Raw genomic sequence first — 18,599 nt, forward strand, 5'->3', positions numbered from 1 at the left:
GGCCGGTGGACGCACGCCGGTTGACGCTGCCCGGCAAAGCGCCAATGCGCGGGGCCTTCGCATCGGCCGACGGCCGGTGCCACTCCCAACAAGGTAGGCTGCGCTGCGACTGTCCCTCAATTTCGGTCTTGCCTCGCATGACATGGCGATCGACCTCGGCACCGTGAACACGTTGGTGTTCGTCGCCGGTCGCGGCATCGTGCTGGACGAACCCTCCGTCGTCGCGATCGAGACGCGCGACGGCATCCCCAAGGTGCTCGCGGTCGGTGCCGACGCCAAGCTGATGATGGGCAAGACGCCGCAAGGCGTCGAGACGATCCGGCCGTTACGCGACGGCGTCATCGCCGACATCGACGTCGCCGAGCAGATGATCAAGCATTTCATCAAGAAGGTGCATGGCGACGCCGGCCGATTGCAGCGCAATCCCAAGATGGTGATCTGCGTGCCGGCGGGATCGACGCAGGTCGAGCGGCGCGCGATCCGCCAGGCGGCGACCAGCGCCGGCGCGGCGAAGGTGCTGCTGATCGAGGAATCGCTCGCCGCCGCGATCGGCGCCGGGCTGCCGATCACCGCACCGATCGGGTTCATGGTCGTCGACATCGGCGGCGGCACCACCGAGGTGGCGGTGCTCTCGCTCGGCGGCCTCGCCTACAGCAATTCGGTGCGCGTCGGCGGCGACAAGCTCGACGAGGCGATCGCCTCGCACATCCGCCGCAAGCACAATCTGATGATCGGCGAAGCGACCGCGGAGCGGATCAAGCAACAGATCGGTGCCGCCAGCCGGCCGACGGGCGAGCCGGAGCCGGACATGCGCGTGCGCGGGCGCGACCTGATGAACGGCATCCCCAAGGAAATCAGCATCAGCCAGACCGAGATCGCCGATGCGCTCGCCGATCTCGTCGCGCAGATCGTCGAGGTGGTGATGAAGACGCTCGAACAAGTCGAGCCGGAGCTCGCCGCCGATATCGTCGAACAGGGTATCGTGATGACCGGCGGCGGGGCGTTGCTGCGCCGGCTGGACGAGGTGCTCAGCCGCTCGACCGGGCTGCCGGTGATCGTCGCCGAAGCGCCGCTGATGTGCGTCGCGCTCGGCGCCGGGCGGGCGTTGGAGGACGCGGTGTTCAGCGGCGTGCTGCACACCCAGTGACGCGCCGCCGGACCTAAAAGGGGGCCGGACATAAAAGGGGGCCGCCGGAGCGGCCCCAGTAATCCTGTTGGGGAGGATGCCTAACGGCTTGATTTTCATGACGATCCGAAAGCGCAACGTCAAATATAAAAGTGCGTTTTACGACTAAAGGCGTGGCGTCACCCGGTGGCCAGCGTCGTCAGCGCGGCGCTCAGGGCGATCCCCGCCGCCGGCCCGCTTACGCGATCCTGCGACGCGGTGGCGGGTGCCGAGGCGATCGCGCCCAGCGTCGTCGCGGTCAGCACCAGCCCCAGCGCATAGGCGGAGCGACCGCCGAAGGCGGCGTTGAGGATGCATCCGGCAAGCGCCGCCGCCAGCCCGACCGCCACCGCGATCGATGCCCAGGCCAGCATCGGCGCCGGGAGATGCGACAGGTGGCCGGCAAGCAGTCCGCCCACCGCCATGGCGAGCGCCGCGGAGCCATCGCGCCGCAGCAGCGCGATCGGAACCGATGCCGCGAAGCCGCCGGTCAATATCATCCACAGGGTCGCCGCCGTAATCTGCGCCATGATCCGCCTCCTGGCCGGATCGATAGACGATCCCTGCGGAGAAGGTCGGACCAGTCTAGGGTTAACGAAGTCCTAATCTGGTGCATCGGCTTGGCGTGCGGCGGGTCCGGCGTCGCGACACCGGACCCGCCGCCGCCCGTGGCGGCTCAGCCCTCGACGAAGGCGAGCAGATCGGCGTTGATCCGGCCGGCGTGCGTCGTCGGCATGCCGTGCGGATAGCCGGGATAGGAGATGAGCTTGGCGCCCGGCACGATCTCCGCCGATTTCCTGCCGGTGATGGCGAACGGCACGATCTGGTCGTCCTCGCCGTGCAGCACCAGCGTCGGCACCGTGATCGCCTCGAGATCCCCGGTGAAGTCGGTTTCCGAGAAGGCCTTGATGCCGAGCGTATGGGCGAGCACGCTGCCGGTCATGCCCTGCCGCCACCAGTTGCGCCGCACGCCCTCCTTCACCTCCGCGCCGTCGCGATTGTAGCCGAAGAACGGCAGCGTGAAGTCGTAGAAATATTGCGCGCGATTGGTCGCGGTCTGTTCGCGGATCTCGTCGAAGACCGACAGCGGCACGCCGTCGGGATTGGCATCGCTCTGGATCATGATCGGCGCGACCGCGCTGATCAGCACCGCCTTGGCGACCCGCCCCGGCTTGGCGCGGGCGACGTAGCGCGCCACTTCGCCGCCACCGGTCGAATGGCCGATGTGGACGGCGCCGCGCAGGTCGAGCGCGTCGGTGAGCGCGACGACGTCGGCGACATAGCCATCCATGTCGTGGCCGGTCGCCGCCTGGCTCGATCGGCCATGGCCGCGGCGGTCGTGGGCGACGACGCGATAGCCCTTGGCGACGAAGGCCATCATCTGCCCGTCCCAATCGTCCGAACTCAGCGGCCAGCCATGATGGAACATGACGACCTGCGCGTCGCGCGGCCCCCAGTCCTTGTAGAAGATCTCCGTCCCGTCCGTGGTGATGATCGTCGGCATTGTCTTGCTCCCTTATGCAGTCCGCACCGATCCGCTGCCGTCGTCACGGCGGCGGCAACGGCAGCTTATCGGGGTCGCGATCGGCATACAAACATTTGGCTACCCTCGATTTTTCGCCGACGACGGCCTTCCGCCCGGCGCTGCGCCTACGACTGCAAGGGGTTTGACGCGGCGGCCGATAGTCCGGAATACCCGTGGCGGTCGGACCGTTCGCGTCGGACGCGGTATCGACTCGGAGGCTTCGACCATGCGCGCTTTGCTACTCGCCACGACAATGCTGGTCGGCGCCCTCGCCGGCCCCTCGGGCCCCGTCACCGCAGCGGCGCCGGTCGCGGCCAGCGCATGGCAGGACAAGACGCTGTCCGCGGACCGACGCGCCGAGCTGCTGGTCCAGGCGATGACCGAGGACGAGAAACTCGCGGTCGTGACGGGCTTTTTCGGCACGCAGCAGGATTGGAACAGCTTCCGCGATCCGCAGGCGCGACCGCAATCGGCGGGCTTCGTGCCGGGCGTTCCCCGGCTGGGGTTCACGCCGCAATGGCAGGCGGATGCGGGCAGCGGCGTCGCGACGCAGGGCGAAGCGCCACCGGCCCTGGAGCGCACCGCTTTGCCGTCGGGCATCCTCAGCGCGGCGACGTGGGACCCGGCGGTGGCGATGGCGGGCGGCACGATGGTCGGCGCCGAAGCGCGCGCGTCCGGCTTCAACGTGCAGCTCGCCGGCGGCGTCAACCTCGCCCGCGAGCCCGGCAACGGCCGCAATTTCGAATATGGCGGCGAGGACCCGTGGCTGGCGGGGACGATGGTCGGCGCGTTCATGAAGGGCATCCAGTCGAACCGGATCGTCACGACGGTCAAGCATTTCGCGCTCAACGACCAAGAGACCGGGCGCAGCACCGTCGACGTCGCGATCGACGAAGGCGCCGCCCGCACCTCGGACCTGCTCGCCTTCCAGATCGCGATCGAGCGGGGCGATCCCGGCTCGGTGATGTGTTCGTACAATCTCGTCAACGGCAAGCACGCCTGCCAGAACGACTGGCTGCTCAACCGCGTGCTGAAGGGCGATTGGGGGTATAAAGGCTATGTGATGTCCGACTGGGGCGCGCAGCACGACACGGTCGAGAATGCGCTGGGCGGGCTCGATCAGGAAACCGGCGTGTCCAACAAGGACAATTACGTCTGGCGCGACAAGCTAAAGGCGGCGATCGCGAGCGGCAAGGTGCCGATCGCGGCGCTCGACGACAAGGTCCGCCGGATCGCGCGTGCGCTGATCGTCAGCGGCGCGGTCGACGATCCCGTCACGCCCGGCCCGATCGATTTCGCCGCACATGCGGTCGTCGCGCAGACGGCGGCGGAGAATGGCATCGTCCTGCTCAAGAACGAGGGCGGCATCTTGCCGTTGACGCGCGCGGCGAAGCGCATCCTCGTCGTCGGCGGCCATGCCGACGTCGGGGTGCTGTCGGGCGGCGGCTCGGCGCAGGTCTATGCCCCCGGCGGCAATGCGGTGCGCGGGCTCGGCCCCAAATCGTGGCCGGGGCCGATCGTCTACGACAAATCGTCGCCGCTCGCGGCGATCAAGGCCGAACGCCCCGACGCGACGGTCGATTACGATCCGGGCACCGACCCGGCCGCCAGCGCCGCGAAGGCCAGGAACGCCGACGTGGTGATCGTGTTCGCGACGCAATGGACCGCCGAATCGCTCGATTTCCCGCTGTCGCTGCCCGACGATCAGGACCGGCTGATCGACACGGTCGCCAAGGCCAATCGCAACACGATCGTCGTGCTGGAAACCGGCGGCGCGGTCGCCATGCCGTGGATCGCCGACGTGCGCGGCGTCGTCGAAAGCTGGTATCCCGGCAGCCGCGGCGGCCCCGCGATCGCCCGCATCCTGTCGGGCGCGGTCAACCCGTCGGGCCATCTGCCGATCACCTTCCCGGCGACTCCGGACCAGTATCCGCGGCCGACGATCGCCGGCAAGGGCCTGCCCGACAAACAGATCTTCGGCGTCCGCTACACCGAAGGAGCGGCGGTCGGCTATAAATGGATCGACCGGACCGGCGCGCGTCCGCTGTTCCCGTTCGGCTTCGGCCTCAGCTACGGGCGCTTCGACCAGGGCGGGCTCACCGCGCGCGAAGTCGCGGGTGACCTTCAGGTCGGCTTCACGCTGCGCAACACCGGCACGATCCCCGGTCAGGCACTGGGTCAGGTCTATGTCGCGTCGCCCGACGGCACATGGGAAGCGCCCAAGCGACTGGCGGGCTATGCCAAGGCGGCGCTGCGTCCCGGACAGTCGGAGCAGCGCACCGTGACGGTCGATCCGCGGCTGCTCGCCACCTGGGACGAAACGCGACACCAATGGCATGTCGCGCCCGGCCGCTACACGGTGATGCTCGCGACCTCGGCAGCCGATATCAAGCAGCGGGTCACGGTGACCCTGCCCGAACGCTGGCTGCCGGTGGGACCGGCGACCAGCGCGCGATAGGCAGCGCCCCTCCCCGCGATGGCCGTGGCGCCGGGCTCAGCCCCGCGTCTTGCCCGTCGCGGGCTTGGCGGACGGGGCGGCCGGCACCGTGCCGTCGCTGACCGGCGGCGTCGCCGTGTCCACCGCGATGCGCGAACCGTCGGCGTTGAGGCCGAGATCGTTCAGCAGCGGCCCGACCTGCGGGTCGGCACCGTTGAAGGTGCGGAACATCGGCGCGTAATCCTCGGTATGGCCCTTCGACAGGACCAGGTCGCGGAAGCGCTGGCCGTTGGCGCGCGTCATCCCGCCGTGCTGCTCGAACCAGTTGAACGCGTTCGCGCTCAGCATCTTGGTCCAGCTATAGGCGTAATAGCCCGCCGAATAGCCGTTGCCCCAGATGTGGAGGAAATAGCTCGACCGATAGCGCGGCGGCACGTCGGCGACGTCGAGCCCGGTGGCGGCGAGCGCCTGCGTCTCGAACGCGTCGGGGTTCTGCTTGCCCTGTGCCGCGGTCAGCGAATGCCAGCTCATGTCCATCTCCGCCGCGGCGAGCGCCTCGCCGAAGGAATAGCCCGAGTTGAACGTGCCGGCGCGCTTGATCTTGTCGACCAGCGCCTGCGGGATGACCTGTCCGCTGCGGTAATCGACCGCATAATGCGGCAGCACCTTGGGATCGAGCGCCCAATGTTCGTTGAACTGCGACGGGAATTCGACGAAGTCGCGCGCGGTGTTGGTGCCCGAGACGCTGGGATAGGTCTGGTTGGCGAACAGGCCGTGCAGCGCATGGCCGAATTCGTGGAACATCGTCGTCACGTCGTCGAAGCTGATCAGCGCCGGCTGCCCCGCCGAGGGCTTGGTGAAATTGCCGACGTTGTAGATGACCGGCTTCGTCCCCAGCAGCTTCGACTGGTTGACGAAGTTCGACATCCACGCGCCGCCGTTCTTGTTGTCGCGCTTCCAATAATCGAAATACATCAGGCCGACCGGCGTGCCGTCGGCCTCGTCGACCTCGTAGACCATGACGTCGGGCTGATAGACCGGAATGTCGGTGCGGCGCTTGAAGGTCAGGCCGTACAGCTGGTTGGCGGCGTAGAAGACGCCGTCGGTCAGTACCTTGTTGATCTCGAAATAGGGCTTGAGCTGGTCCTGGTTGAGATCGTATTTCGCCTTGCGGACCTGTTCGGAATAAAAGTCCCAGTCCCACGGCTTGAGCGCGAAGTTGCCGCCGGTCGCCTTGATCTGCGCCTGCAATTCGGCCGCCTCGCGGCGCTGCTCGGCGGCCACCGGCGTGCCGAGCTGCTGCATGAAGCCGAGCGCGGTCTTCGGCGTCTTCGCCATCTGGTCCTGCAGCACGTAATCGGCCCAGGTCGGGAAGCCGAGCAGCTTTGCCTTCTGCGCGCGCAGCAGCGCAATCTGCGCGATCGTGTCGCGCGTGTCGTTGGCGTCGCCCTTCGCCGCCCGGGTCCAGCTCGCGTTGAACAGCGCCTCGCGCGTCGCGCGATCCGTCAGCGTGGCGAGTTCGGGCTGCTGCGTCGTATTCTGGAGCGTCAGCACGTATTTGCCCGCCATCCCGCGCGCCTTGGCGGCGTCGGCCGCGGCGGCGATCTCGCCGTCGGACAGGCCGGCGAGCTTCGCCTTGTCGTCGACCACCAAGGCGCCCGCCTTGGCGGCGGCGAGCAGCTTCTGCTGGAACGCGGTCTCCAGCGTCGAGAGCTGGCTGTTGTAGCGGCTGAGCGTCAGCTTGTCGGCCGGCGACAGCTGCGCACCGGCGCGGACCATGTTCTGATAGGTGAGCGTCAACACCTGCAGCTGCTCCGCATCGAGGCGAAGCGACTGGCGCTGGTCGTAGATCGTCTTGACGCGCGCGAACAGCGCCGGGTCGAGGTTGATCGCGTCCTGATGCGCGGCGAAGGCGGGCGCGAGGTCGGCCTGGGTCTTCTGGAGCGTGTCGTCGGTATTGGCGCCGACCACGCCCGAGAAAGCGAGGCTCGCGCGCTCGAGCAGGCGACCCGACCGCTCCATCGCGGCGATCGTGTTCTCGAACGTGGGGGCGCTGCGGGCGCGGGTGATCGCGTTGATCTCCGCCCGCTGCGCGGCCATGCCGGCGAGCAGGGCCGGCGCGTAGTCGGTGCTCTTGATCCGGTCGAACGGCGGCGCCTCGAACGGCCGCGTGCTCGCCTGCGCGAACGGGTTGGTCGCGGGCAGAGCGGCGGATGCGGCGGCGGGTGCATTGGTCTGGGCGAAGGCCGTCGTCGACAGCAACATCATCGTGGCAGTGGCGGCAAACAGGCGCATGGATGGTCCGATCAACAGGGTATGGCGCGTCTGATGCATCCGCCGTCATCGCCGATCAATGGGGCGGTGGCGAAACGCGTTGCCGGGGGCAGGTATTTTTGCGGGTTCTCGGCCGCGAGGTTCGACCGATTCCCTTATCATGCCCGTCACCCCGGTGCAGTGTTCCTGCGGACGCAGGAACCCAGGGCCAAGCAGATCAACGCCTTGCGGTGTCCGGTACCGTGGGCTCCTGCTTTCGCAGGAGCACTGGTGGGCGACGGCGCGGGCGGTGTTCTGATCAACTAGCGCCCCTCCCCCCTCTAGTCCGTTCGCCCTGAGCCTGTCGAAGGGCAGGTGAGTCTCACTGTGCTTCGACAGGCTCAGCACGAACGGTTCCGGTGGGATGGGGAACGGGGGAGATTAGGAAGCGCGAGGCCGACACCGATGCCCACATGCTCTAGCCGCCCCGTCCGTGGCCGGGTAACCGTCCATGCCGATGCTCATCGAAATCCACGACCCCGACGATCCCAGGATCGAACCCTATCGTGACATCCGCGAGCGCGACCTCGTCGGGCGGGCCGGGCTGTTCGTGGCGGAAGGCAAGGTGGTCGTCGAGAAACTGGTCGGGAGTGCGCTGCACCGCCCGCTCTCCCTGCTGATCGCGGCGAAGCGGCTCGACGCGCTGCGGCCGCTCGTCGCGCAGCTTGGCGACGACGTGCCGGTGTTCGTCGCCGCGCAGCCGGTGCTCGACGCCATCGCCGGTTTCGCGATCCACCGCGGCATCCTGGCGATCGGCCGGCGCACCGACGTGCCCGACGCCGACGCGCTGCTCGCCCGCCTGCGCGGCGACGGCGACGTCCTGCTGCTGTCGGGCATCGCCAACCACGACAATATCGGCGGCATCTTCCGCAACGCCGCCGCTTTCGGGGCGGCGGCGGTGCTGCTCGACGCGGATTGCTGCGACCCGCTGTACCGCAAGGCGATCCGGGTGTCGGTCGGCGCGACGCTGCTGGTCCCCACCGCCCGGCTGGCGCGCGACGAGGACGCGCTGGCGCTGCTCGACCGCCACGGCTTCGCCCCGGTCGCGCTCAGTCCCGTCGGGGTGATGCAACTCGCCGACTGGCGGCCGGGTCCGCGCAACGCCATGCTGCTCGGCGCCGAGGGGCCGGGCCTGTCGCCGGACATCCTCGCGCGCGCGCGCAGCCTGCGTATCGCGATGACGGCGGGGTTCGATTCGCTGAACGTCGCGACGACGTCGGGGATCGTGCTGCACCATCTGGCGACGGCGCGGCGCTGACCCCGCCGGCGGCGATCACCTCACGCCGTGCCCATCACCTGCACCGCGAACCGCTCCATCTCCTCGGCCTGCGGGCTCATCTGGAGCAGCAGCAGGTCGAGCCCCGCCGCCTCATATTCGGCGATCCGCTCCTTGAGCTGTTCGGGCGTGCCGACCAGATTGGGCCGCAGCCCGCGGTTCGACACCGAATATTCCTGCACCTGCAAGTCGCGCTCCAGCTGCGTGCCCGACAGCCATTGGTCGAAATTGTCATATCCCGCGGGCAAATCGGTGACGGTGGTGATCCGCTCCAGCTCGCGCTTCGCCTCCGCCTCGCTGTCGCGGACGATCGCATAGGCGGCCATCCCGAATTGCATCGGCGGTCCGCCCGCACGCTGGCGGCGCGCGCGCATGTCGGCGATCTTCGGTGCGACCGCCGCAACGGGATCGCCGTGCATGACATAGGCGTCGCACCGCGCCGCGATCATCGCCTTGGCCGCCTCGCTCTCGCCGCCGGCATAGACGATCGGCCGCCGGGCCGGCTTTGGCGCGCAGATCGCGTCCTCCGTCCGGTAGAACCGCCCCTCGAAGCTGAACCGCGGCTCGGTCCACAGTCCGTCGACGACGCGCAGCCATTCGTCGGTGCGCGCATAACGGTCGTCGTGCTGGTCGAACTGCAATCCATATTGCCGCGCCTCGTCCGCCCACCAGCTCGACACGACGTTGAGCGCCAGCCGGCCGCCGGCGATCTGGTCGATGTTCGCCGCGGCCTTGGCGAACAGCGCCGGATGGTGGAAATTGGGGCGCACCGCGACCATCAGCTCGATCCGTTCGGTGACCGCCGCCAATGCCGCCGCGGTCGACCAGGCGTCGAGCGCCGGCTGCTCGATCCCCTTGATGTCGTTGAGGTTGAGCTCCGCGATCAGGGTGAGATCATAGCCCCAGCGCTCCGACGCCTGGGTCAGCCGCTTGGCATAATCCCAGCTCGCCGCCATGCCCTCGTCGGGGACGTTGCGCAGCCAGCCGCCGAAGACGGGCATCCAATATCCGTATCTCACTTGCTCGTCTCCGCGATGATCCCGGCCAACCAATCCACGAGCCGCGCATGCGGGTCCCAGCCGAGTATCCCGAGCGGATTGGCGACGAAATTGGACAGGGCGTTGATGTCGTAGAAGCGCGCGACGCCGTCGCGATCGTCGACCAGCACCTCCACCCCGCCGACGTCGATCCCGGCGCGTCGTACGATCGCCTCCGCCGCCTCGATCAGCACGGAATCGGGATCGACCCGCGTCATCGTGATCGTCGGGCGGCCGGGCACCGCGCAGGCGTCGGCGGGGCACAGGTCGAAGCTGCCGCCGCCGTCGACCTCGATCGCATAGAGGAAGCGGCCGCCGAGCGTCTCGATCCGTGTGATCGTGCCACCGCGCGCCGGCACATATTCCTGGACCAGCAGGACGCGATCGATGCTGTCGGGCACCGCGCCGTCGGCGACCGCCGCGGCGAGCGCTTCGGCATCGTCATAGCGCACGATCCCCGCGCCCGACCCGCCGATGTTCGCCTTGACGATGATCGGGAAGCGCAGTGCCGCCGCGGCGGCGGTCAGATCGGCGGCGCGATGGACGACGCGGGTCGCCGGAATGGCGAGGCCCAGCCCCGCGATCAGCGACAATTGCCGCGCCTTGGAAGCGTCGATCGCCAGCGCGCCGGCGCCGTTCAGCACGCGCGCGCCGCGCTCCTGCCAATGCGCCAGCGCCGCCGCCGCGTGGAAGATCGGGTGTTCCGGCTCGCGCAGGAAGCTCGACATGGCGATACGGTTGAACACGACGCGGGCCGGCGGCGCGGTCGCCGCGGGATCGAAGGCGAAGCCGTCGGCATGGATCGCGCGATACGCCACCCCGCGGGCGTCCAGCGCGGCGAATAACGGCGCAAACCATTGCGGATGCTCGAAAAGGATGGCGAGATCGGTCATGACGCCGCGGATAGCGCAGAAACCATCACGCCGGGCGGCCAAAATTGTTCGTGCCGCACTAGCTATGCTTGCGACGCATCGGGACGATGATGGTAGCCGAACCGTCGTCTTCTCGTCACCCCGGGCTTGACCCGGGGTGACGGACCGACGCTATCGAAGTCGCGACGCCGATGACTGTCGATCGGCCCTAAGCGTCGCGTGGCGCGCGTGCGATCACGGCCTGCGCGGTCCGCAGGCGCGCCTTCCACGTCTTCACCGAGGGATGGCCGGCGGCGAGGCCGACCAGACGCCCCTCGATCTGCGCGACCTCGCGCTGCGCGGCGTCGAGCTCGGCGGCGGTCGGCGGCGGCTGGATGTTGGCGCGCGCATGTGCGCCGGTGCGTCCCTTGCTCTTGGTCATCGCCGGCCAGATGGTCCGGGAGGACGGGCCCGGTCAATATACATCGCGCGCGTTCGCCCCGCCGCGTTCGGGCTGCTGCGCTGGTCCGCGGTCCATTTCCTTCGACCTTCCCCCGTATCGCGCTAGGGTGGGCGGCCGACGTTTCGAGGTGCCGATGTCCGATCGCGTGAAGATCCTTCTCCAGCATATGCTGCCCAAGCGGCGCCTGACCGCCTTGGCCGGGCGCATCGCCGGCGCGGAGGGCGGAGCGGTGACGACCCGGCTGATCCGCTGGTTCGTGCGCACCTATGCCGTCGACATGAGCGAGGCCGCGGATGCGGACGTCCGCAGCTACGCGAGCTTCAACGCTTTCTTCACCCGTCCGCTCAAGGCGGGGGCGCGGCCGATCACCGGCGCCGAATTCGCCTGCCCGGTCGACGGCGCGATCAGCCAGTTCGGCGCGATCGACGATCATCACATCGTCCAGGCCAAGGGGCATCGCTTCACCACGACCGAGCTGGTCGGCGGCGACGCGACGCTGGCCGCGCGGTTCCGCCATGGCAGTTTCGCCAATCTGTACCTCTCCCCGAAAGACTATCACCGCATCCACATGCCCTGCGACGGCACGCTGCTGCGGATGATCTACGTGCCGGGGACGCTGTTCTCGGTGAACCCGACCACCGCGCGCGGCGTGCCCAATCTGTTCGCGCGCAACGAGCGGGTGGTGTGCGTCTTCGACTCGCCGGACCACGGGCCGTTCGTCATGGTGCTGGTCGGCGCGACCATCGTCGGCAGCATGGCGACCGTCTGGCACGGCGTCGTCAATCCGCGGCGCGCGCATGGCGCGTCGGAATGGGACTATGCCGGCCGGGACATCGTGTTGCGCAAGGGCGAGCAGATGGGCCGCTTCCTGCTCGGCTCGACCGTCGTGATGCTGTTCGGACGCGGCGTGATCGCATTCGACGACGGCTGGCAGCCCGAACGATCCGTGCGCCTCGGCGAGCCGATGGGCGTCGCGCCGACCGGCTGAGCCGCCCGCCGGTCGGCTTCAGCCCGTGCAGGTCGCGACGCAGACCTGCCACCGGCGGCGCGCGCGCACGCGCCGGACGTGCCAGTGCCGCCCGGTCTGGCGGAGGAAACGCGCTTGGATTCCGCCCGCATGCTGGGCGAAATCGTAGAAGTCGATCCGGTGGTGCGCCAGCACCAGCCGCCCGCCGCGCCGCAGCGCGGCCGCGACGTCGACCGCGACCCGCGCCATGTCGCGCTCCGACAGATAATAGAGCAGCTCCGCCACCACGACGGCATCGTACACGCCGCGCGGGAAGGCTGCCGGCAGCGCGAGCGCGGACGCGCGCGCCCGCGGATAGCGCGCGATCGCCGCCGCGGTCAGCCGCGTGCCCTCCGCCGTCCCCTCGGTCGCGTCGAGACGCAGGGCGCGCGGTGCGATCGCCGCACTGTTCGATCCGTTGCCGCTGGCGAGCTCCAGCACCCGGCCGATCGGCCCCGGCCCCAGAGCGTGCAGGATCGCACGGCGCTTGACCGCCTCGTCGCGATTGCTGAACGTGCCCCAGGGATCGTCGTCGCCGGCGAATTTGCCGGCGAACCCGCCGAGATCGATCGCGGTCATCGCCGCACCTCCAGATAGGCTTCGAGGGGATGCGAGAAGGCGTCGAGTTCGTGCCGCGCGATCGTGAAGCCGGCCGGATCGTCGCCGATCGCGCCGAGCTGCGTGCGATGGACGCGGATCAGCGATCGCTTGGCCGCCGCGCCGCCGGGCATCGCGACGAGGCGCGATCCGCGCCGCAGCGGCGATTGCGGCGGCCACACCTGATAGGACAGCCGTCGCGCCCGCCCGCCGAGCCGGTGCAGCGCCGCGGCGACCGCCCGATGGTCGGGATGCGCATCGGCGGCGGCCGGCGCGACGATGAGGTCGACGCCCGAGCGCACGAGACGGCGGAGCGCCCGCGCGAGGGCGACGCGATGTGCCCCGACCGCGCTGTCCGGCAGGCCGAGACAGCGCACCGCCCCCGCCGGCACGCCGAGGCGACGAAGCGCCCGCCGCGACTCTTGATAGCGCTCCGCGATCAGGCGCGCGCGCGGCCAGCGCCGGCTGCCGGGATGCGAGGCGGCGCCGTCGCTGACGATCACCACCGACACCCGCGTGCCGCGCCGCGCCAGCGTCGCGATCAGCGCCGCCGCGCCGATGATCTCGTCATCGGGATGCGGCGCGACCACGACGGCATGGCGCGGCCGGCCCGGACTCAGCCTCACAGCGATGGGACGAGCGCGCCGCTCGCGACCGCCGCACCGACCCGCAGCCGCTGCGCATCCGGCGCCGGCTGGCGCAGATAGACCGCCAGATCGGTCAGCATCGCGGCCAGCGGGTGATCGCGAAAATGGCCGGCGAGCCCGACCGACTGCTGCGCGAGCACGATCGCGCGTTCGGCCGCGTCGGCGACCGCCAGCCGCGCCGCCGCCACCCGCATCAGCCGCGCGTCGTTGCCGGGAGCGAACCAGTCGTCCGCGACCCGGCGGACGACGCCCGCCGCCGCCTCCGCCAGGCCATAGAGATCGGCGAGCCGCGCCGCCTGGAACGGATCGCCGGCACGGTCGGTCGCGACCAGATGGTCGCGCGTCCGGTCGCACAGGCCCGCGACGCCGCCGGCATGGACCGCGACGAAGCGCAGCGCGCCACCGCTGAAGAACGGCTCGCGCACGTACTCCTCCGGATGACCGATGGCCGCCGCCGCGTCGATCGCCGCGCCCGCCCAGCGCACCTGATGCGTCTCGGACCGCTGCATGCCGGTCATCCGCCACCAGTCGCGATCGATCGCCGGCGGCACCGCCGCCAGATCGACCAGCAGCAGGCGGTTGCCGTCGTCCGTCTGCGCGGTCACGAGCGCATGGGTCAGCACCCCCGCCCCCGATGCATAGCTCTTGCCCCCGCTCAGCCGGCCGTCGGCGAGGATCAACGGTTCGCCCGCCAGCCCCGCATTCCACACGCCGAGCATCGCGCCCGCCGCCAGCGCCGCATGCAGCCGCTCGACCTGCGCGGCGGTGCCGTAGCGCCCGACGATCTGCACCGCGTCGACATGCCCCTCCAGCAGGCGCCCGAGCGGCAGGTCGCGCCGACCCGTGGCGTAGAGCGTGGCGAGCAGCGCCAGATACGCCTCCGCCGTCTCCGGATCGCGGGGCGGGTCGCGATCCCATCCCGCGCGTGCGATCGCCGCACGCAGCACGTCGCGCATGTCGCTCATGCCGCCGCCTCGCACCATGTCGCTTCGAGCAACGCCAGCGCATCCTCGGCTTCGTCCAGCGTCACCAGATCGGCCGCCCCTGGCGCCGCCGGCACGATCCGCATCGCGAACGCCTCCGCATTCGGGCAATCGCGCGCGACGCCGCGCACATGGTCGTCGCTCAGCCCCAGCCGCGCACCGAGAGCGGCGCAGGTCCTGCCATGATCGATCGTCGGGAAGCCGAAGCGCATCGCGGCATGCTCGCGCCACTGCCACGCCATCTGCGCGGGATGCGCGACGCGTGGCACCTCGCCGACATCCGCGGCGCGCAACGCGCTGGCGAGGCCCTGCGGCGCCCGCCCGTGCCGGCGCGACGAGGTCTCGACCAGCATCGCGCCATCGCGCCGCACCCGGAAACCGGCCCGCGCCGCATCGTCGAGCAGGGTCGCATCCTCGGCGAACGGCAGCGGGCGGAAGCCGCCGATCGCGCGATACGCCGACGCCCGGACCGCGAGATTGGCGCCGCCGCTGAAATGATGCGTGTCGTGCGCCTCCCAGCTCACCGGGTCGATCAGCCGCCGATAGGCGTGCAGCCGGTTGTAATATCGCTCCAGCCGCGTCTGCGCGCCGTCGCGCGCGCCGTGGCGGCGGACGATCCGGCCCGCGACGACATCGGCATGATCCAGCGCCGCACGGCCCGCGGCGATCCAGTCCCGCTGCGGCCGGCTGTCGGCATCGGTGGTGAACAGCAGGCCGTCGGCGCCGGCCAGATGCGCCAGTCCCATCGCCATCGCCGCGCGCCGCGCGACGCCGGCGTTGGATGCCGTGCTGCCCGGTCCCACCTGCAGCAGCAATGCGAACGGCACGCTGGCGGCGGCGTGCCGCACCACCGTCTCGCTGCCGTCGACGCACCCGTCGAGATACAGGCACACGGTCGCCCCGCCCATCGCATCGAGACGGCCAAGCGCGGCGAGCAGGCCGGGCAGGGCTTGCTCCTCGTTGCGCGCGGGTACGCAAATCACCACGGACGCGGCATCAGTCAGGGATCGTCTCCAGCCAGCCGCGCATGTCTCGGCGGGGATGCAGCGGCGGGGCGCCGCCATGCGAAGGACATTAACCGAAAGAAATCAGACGTCTACAACCGCGATGGTCGATCCGGGAAGCGCCCCTGAGGCTCGATCGCCACCCTCACCAGATCCGTCACCCCGGCCCTGCGCCGGGGTCCCGCTTCTTCCCACGGGACGAAGCGGGACCCCGGATCAAGTCCGGGGTGACGGGATATGAGTGTTGCCGCAACACCTCGATCGTTCATCTGCAATAGTCCCGCCTTTTGCGGAGAAGGCGCTTCCTCCCAAACCCTGACCATCGATCCATCCTAGACGAGCACCGAGGCGTCGGGCGCCGCGCCCGTCGCGAACCCGCCGGCGAGCGCCCAGCGGCGCGTATCGACGATCGCCACCCGATCGTTTTCGAGCGCGGCGTACAGCGTCTCGCCGGCGAGGTTCAACCCCGGCGCCGCAGCGTCGAGCGACAGGCGATCCTGCTCGACCAGCGTCGCCGGGTCGAGCCGCGACAGGCTCTTGTCCGCGGTGTTCGAGACGATCAGCCGGCCGTCGGCCTGCGTGACGATACGCACCGCCTCGCCGCGCAGCGGCCGGCGCGCGCGTTCCTCCAGCGTTGTCGCGTCGAGCGCATGGATCGTCCCGCTCGGCCGGTCGATCACGTAGAGCGTCCGTTCGTCGGCGCTCAGCGTCATCCCTTCCGGCGCTGTACCGATCCGTCGGCGGATCGGGGCGACGCCCATATCCTCGGGATCGACCATGATGACCGCGCCGCTCAACGTGTCGGCGACATAGGCGCGGGCACCGTCGCGCCGGACGACCAGATAATGGCTGCGCGCGCCGGTGACCGGGATCAGCCGTGACGGCGCGGCGTCGTTGGCGGGATCGTCGAAGCGGGCCAGCATGCTGTCCTTCTCCGACAGGACGTACAGCCGTCCCCGCGCATCGACACGGACGGCGTGGAGACGGCCGAACGGCGCCATGTCGATCGTCCGCGCCAGCGCACGCTTGTGCAGGTCGATGACCCAGATCTGGCTGCCGCCCGCGCCGGGCGCCTTCCAGCTCGCAACGCCGTAATGGCCGACATAGGCAAACCGCCCCGCCGCATCGGCGGCGATCTCATGCGGTTGCGTCCCCAGCGCGACCGTGCCGAGCCGCCTGCCGTCGGGCAGGGCGTAGAAGGCGACGCGGCCGGCGCTCTTCTCGACCAGCGCGAGCGTCCGCCCCGGCGCGGCCAGCGCCTCCTGCGCCATCGCCCGCGCGCCGAGCGCGGTCACTGCGACCGCGCCCCCCGCGAGCATCCACAATCCCTGGCGACGATCGATCGGCTTCATATCCTGTCTCCCCCGGCTGAAGGATCGGACCGCTCGGCCGGTTCCCGACCGCCGGGAGAAATCGCCACACGGCGACCGGTCACGCCGGCGCGGTTGCCGAATAGTCCATCGCCGCGAGGTCGGTCAGCAGATCGGGGCCGCTCGGCATCCACCCCAGCCGGGCGCGCGTCCAGGCGTTCGACGCGATCATGTCGAGGCCGGCGAATGGCGCCATCCAGCCGAAATACAGCTCGACCTCCTCCCGCCCGATCGAGCGGACGGGCAGGCCCGTCCCCGCCCCGATCGCTTCGGCGATGGCGCGGGCGGAGACGCCGTCCTCCACCGACGCATGATAGCGCGCGCCCGGCTCGCCCTTTTCCAGCGCCAGCACGTACAGCTTCGCCACGTCGCTGATGTGCGCCGCGGCCCAGCGCGTCCGCCCCTCTTCCAGATACGCGACCGCCCCGGCACGGCGCGCCTCGGCGACCAGCGGCGTGATCAGCCCCGCCTTGGTCGTGTCGTGGACTTGCGGCAGGCGGATGGTGCGGACGTCGATGCGCCGCGCGATCAGCGCCGCGCCGGCCAGTTCGGTGGCGATGCGCGGATTGGCGTGGTGCGGGTTCAGCACGTCTTCGGTCGCCGGGCCGCCGTTTACCGGCGTGCCGATGCCGACGCCGGAGGTGATCAGGATCGGCTTGCCCGTTCCTTCCAGCGCCTCGCCCATCGCGGTGATGTTGCGCTCGTCCTTTCTGGTATTTTCGAAGAAGGTCGCGAAATTGTGGTCAAACGCGCAATGGATCACCGCATCCGCCGCCGCCGCGCCGCTGGCGAGCGTCTCGGGGCGATCCAGATCGCCGCGATGCACCTCGACGCCGGCCGCCTCGAGCTGCCGCGCGCCGGCATCGGAGCGGGTCAGGCCGAGCACGCGATGACCGCCGGCGAGCAGTTCGGGGATGACGTGTGAGCCGATGAAACCGGTCGCGCCGGTCAGGAATACGCGCATGGGTGATCTCCTTTTTCCTCACCCGGTATCGCGAGCCTTTCCAACGTGTTAAAGTAGTGACCTTATCGTGGTATACCGTTCAACAGGATCGACCATGGCCAGTGACGCGTCCAACCCGCTCGGCACCTATTTGCGCGACCGGCGCACCCGGCTGGATCCGGCGGCGTTCGGCTTCGCCGGCAGCCGGCGGCGCACGCCGGGCCTGCGCCGCGAGGAAGTGGCGAGCCGCGCCAACATCAGCCCGACCTGGTATACCTGGCTGGAGCAGGGGCGCGGCGGCGCGCCGTCGGCCGACGTGCTCGACCGCATCGCCAAGGGGCTGATGCTGACCGAGCCGGAGCGTGAGCACCTCTACATGCTCGGCCTCGGCCGCCTGCCGGAGGCGCGCTATCGGCCGGTCGACGGCATCTCGCCGCGGCTGCAGCGCGTGCTCGACGGGATGGTGCTCAGCCCGGCGATCATCAAGACCGCGATGTGGGACGTGGTCGGCTGGAATCGCGCCGCGGCGGTGCTGCTGACCGATTACGCTAAGCTGCCGCGGGAGGGCCGCAACATCCTGCGGCTGATGTTCGCCAGCGACCGTGTCCGCGCGCGCAACGCGGATTTCGCCGACATCGCCCGCTTCGTGGTCGGCGCCTTTCGCGCCGACGTGGCCCGCGCGGGTGCCAGCAGCAGCGCCGAGGTCACGGCTCTGGTCGCCGAACTGTCGCGCCTCAGCCCCGACTTCGCGGCGCTGTGGCAGGATAACGACGTCGTCGCGCACGGCGAGGGCACGAAGCGCATCCATCACCCCGACGCGGGGCTGCTCGCGATGGAATTCTCGTCCTTTACGGTCGAAGGGCGGCCGGAACTCGGCATGATCATCTACAACCCCGCCACCCCCGCCGACGCCAAGCGCCTCGAACGGCTGCTATTTACGCGCGGCGATCCAGCCATCGACCTGCCCTTCGAGGATCGGTAG

General features: G+C 69.9%; 17 protein-coding genes. 5 read left to right on the top strand and 12 right to left on the bottom strand.

What is annotated here, in order from left to right; all coding sequences use genetic code 11:
* Window positions 1-103 precede the first annotated feature (103 nt).
* Window positions 104-1,147, top strand: a complete 1,044-nt coding sequence (locus FFS23_RS06540; protein WP_137897952.1) for a rod shape-determining protein — start codon at window positions 104-106, stop codon at window positions 1,145-1,147.
* 158 nt (window positions 1,148-1,305) lie between these two features.
* Here FFS23_RS06540 and FFS23_RS06545 read toward each other — a convergent pair whose 3' ends face one another.
* Both FFS23_RS06545 and FFS23_RS06550 read right to left on the bottom strand, forming a co-directional pair.
* Window positions 1,306-1,695 (bottom strand): hypothetical protein, encoded by a 390-nt coding sequence (locus FFS23_RS06545; protein ID WP_137897953.1) that lies wholly within the window; start codon window positions 1,693-1,695, stop codon window positions 1,306-1,308.
* 146 nt (window positions 1,696-1,841) lie between these two features.
* Complete coding sequence (locus FFS23_RS06550; protein ID WP_137897954.1) at window positions 1,842-2,669, bottom strand: alpha/beta fold hydrolase; 828 nt, start codon at window positions 2,667-2,669, stop codon at window positions 1,842-1,844.
* A gap of 247 nt (window positions 2,670-2,916) precedes the next feature.
* On the opposite strand from FFS23_RS06550, the gene FFS23_RS06555 reads away from it, so the two are divergent.
* Window positions 2,917-5,148 (top strand): beta-glucosidase, encoded by a 2,232-nt coding sequence (locus FFS23_RS06555; protein ID WP_137897955.1) that lies wholly within the window; start codon window positions 2,917-2,919, stop codon window positions 5,146-5,148.
* Window positions 5,149-5,184: 36 nt separating this feature from the next.
* Here FFS23_RS06555 and FFS23_RS06560 read toward each other — a convergent pair whose 3' ends face one another.
* Entirely contained in the window at window positions 5,185-7,422 is a 2,238-nt protein-coding gene (locus FFS23_RS06560; RefSeq protein ID WP_137897956.1) for a M3 family metallopeptidase, read from the bottom strand.
* Window positions 7,423-7,891: 469 nt separating this feature from the next.
* On the opposite strand from FFS23_RS06560, the gene FFS23_RS06565 reads away from it, so the two are divergent.
* Window positions 7,892-8,698 (top strand): TrmH family RNA methyltransferase, encoded by an 807-nt coding sequence (locus FFS23_RS06565; RefSeq protein WP_137897957.1) that lies wholly within the window; start codon window positions 7,892-7,894, stop codon window positions 8,696-8,698.
* A 20-nt stretch (window positions 8,699-8,718) separates the two neighbouring features.
* Here FFS23_RS06565 and FFS23_RS06570 read toward each other — a convergent pair whose 3' ends face one another.
* The 3 genes from FFS23_RS06570 to FFS23_RS06580 all read right to left on the bottom strand — a co-directional run bounded on the left by FFS23_RS06570 (window position 8,719) and on the right by FFS23_RS06580 (window position 11,046).
* A complete protein-coding gene (locus tag FFS23_RS06570) occupies window positions 8,719-9,717 on the bottom strand; it encodes an LLM class flavin-dependent oxidoreductase (RefSeq protein ID WP_249340559.1) in 999 nt (332 codons plus the stop codon).
* A 14-nt stretch (window positions 9,718-9,731) separates the two neighbouring features.
* Window positions 9,732-10,646 carry an ATP-grasp domain-containing protein gene (locus FFS23_RS06575; protein ID WP_137897959.1) on the bottom strand — a complete coding sequence of 305 codons (915 nt, stop codon included), beginning with the start codon at window positions 10,644-10,646 and terminating at the stop codon, window positions 9,732-9,734.
* A 187-nt stretch (window positions 10,647-10,833) separates the two neighbouring features.
* A complete protein-coding gene (locus FFS23_RS06580; RefSeq protein ID WP_137897960.1) occupies window positions 10,834-11,046 on the bottom strand; it encodes a hypothetical protein in 213 nt (70 codons plus the stop codon).
* Window positions 11,047-11,212: 166 nt separating this feature from the next.
* Between FFS23_RS06580 and asd the strand changes: the two genes are divergently transcribed.
* Window positions 11,213-12,055, top strand: a complete 843-nt coding sequence (asd, locus tag FFS23_RS06585) for an archaetidylserine decarboxylase (RefSeq protein WP_349303951.1) — start codon at window positions 11,213-11,215, stop codon at window positions 12,053-12,055.
* An 18-nt stretch (window positions 12,056-12,073) separates the two neighbouring features.
* On the opposite strand, the gene FFS23_RS06590 is transcribed toward asd, so the two are convergent.
* The 6 genes from FFS23_RS06590 to FFS23_RS06615 all read right to left on the bottom strand — a co-directional run bounded on the left by FFS23_RS06590 (window position 12,074) and on the right by FFS23_RS06615 (window position 17,638).
* Window positions 12,074-12,652 (bottom strand): class I SAM-dependent methyltransferase, encoded by a 579-nt coding sequence (locus FFS23_RS06590; RefSeq protein ID WP_137897961.1) that lies wholly within the window; start codon window positions 12,650-12,652, stop codon window positions 12,074-12,076.
* Window positions 12,649-13,296, bottom strand: a complete 648-nt coding sequence (locus tag FFS23_RS06595; RefSeq protein ID WP_137897962.1) for a PIG-L deacetylase family protein — start codon at window positions 13,294-13,296, stop codon at window positions 12,649-12,651. Before FFS23_RS06595 ends, FFS23_RS06590 begins: the two co-directional genes overlap by 4 nt.
* The gene (locus tag FFS23_RS06600; RefSeq protein WP_171009396.1) at window positions 13,293-14,282 is read right to left on the bottom strand and encodes an acyl-CoA dehydrogenase family protein; all 990 of its coding nucleotides are present in this window, start codon (window positions 14,280-14,282) and stop codon (window positions 13,293-13,295) included. The genes FFS23_RS06595 and FFS23_RS06600 overlap by 4 nt, the downstream gene beginning before the upstream one ends.
* On the bottom strand, window positions 14,279-15,286 hold the full coding sequence (locus FFS23_RS06605; protein WP_171009397.1) for a glycosyltransferase family 2 protein: 1,008 nt from the start codon (window positions 15,284-15,286) through the stop codon (window positions 14,279-14,281). The genes FFS23_RS06600 and FFS23_RS06605 overlap by 4 nt, the downstream gene beginning before the upstream one ends.
* A 350-nt stretch (window positions 15,287-15,636) precedes the next feature.
* Window positions 15,637-16,656, bottom strand: coding sequence for a Vgb family protein (locus FFS23_RS06610; RefSeq protein ID WP_137897964.1), 1,020 nt, complete (start codon window positions 16,654-16,656; stop codon window positions 15,637-15,639).
* Window positions 16,657-16,735: 79 nt separating this feature from the next.
* On the bottom strand, window positions 16,736-17,638 hold the full coding sequence (locus FFS23_RS06615; protein WP_137897965.1) for an SDR family oxidoreductase: 903 nt from the start codon (window positions 17,636-17,638) through the stop codon (window positions 16,736-16,738).
* A gap of 94 nt (window positions 17,639-17,732) precedes the next feature.
* On the opposite strand from FFS23_RS06615, the gene FFS23_RS06620 reads away from it, so the two are divergent.
* Window positions 17,733-18,599, top strand: coding sequence for a helix-turn-helix transcriptional regulator (locus tag FFS23_RS06620; RefSeq protein ID WP_137897966.1), 867 nt, complete (start codon window positions 17,733-17,735; stop codon window positions 18,597-18,599).

It is taken from the genome of Sphingomonas sp. 2SG (genome assembly GCF_005503285.1).
Taxonomy (GTDB): domain Bacteria; phylum Pseudomonadota; class Alphaproteobacteria; order Sphingomonadales; family Sphingomonadaceae; genus Sphingomonas; species Sphingomonas taxi.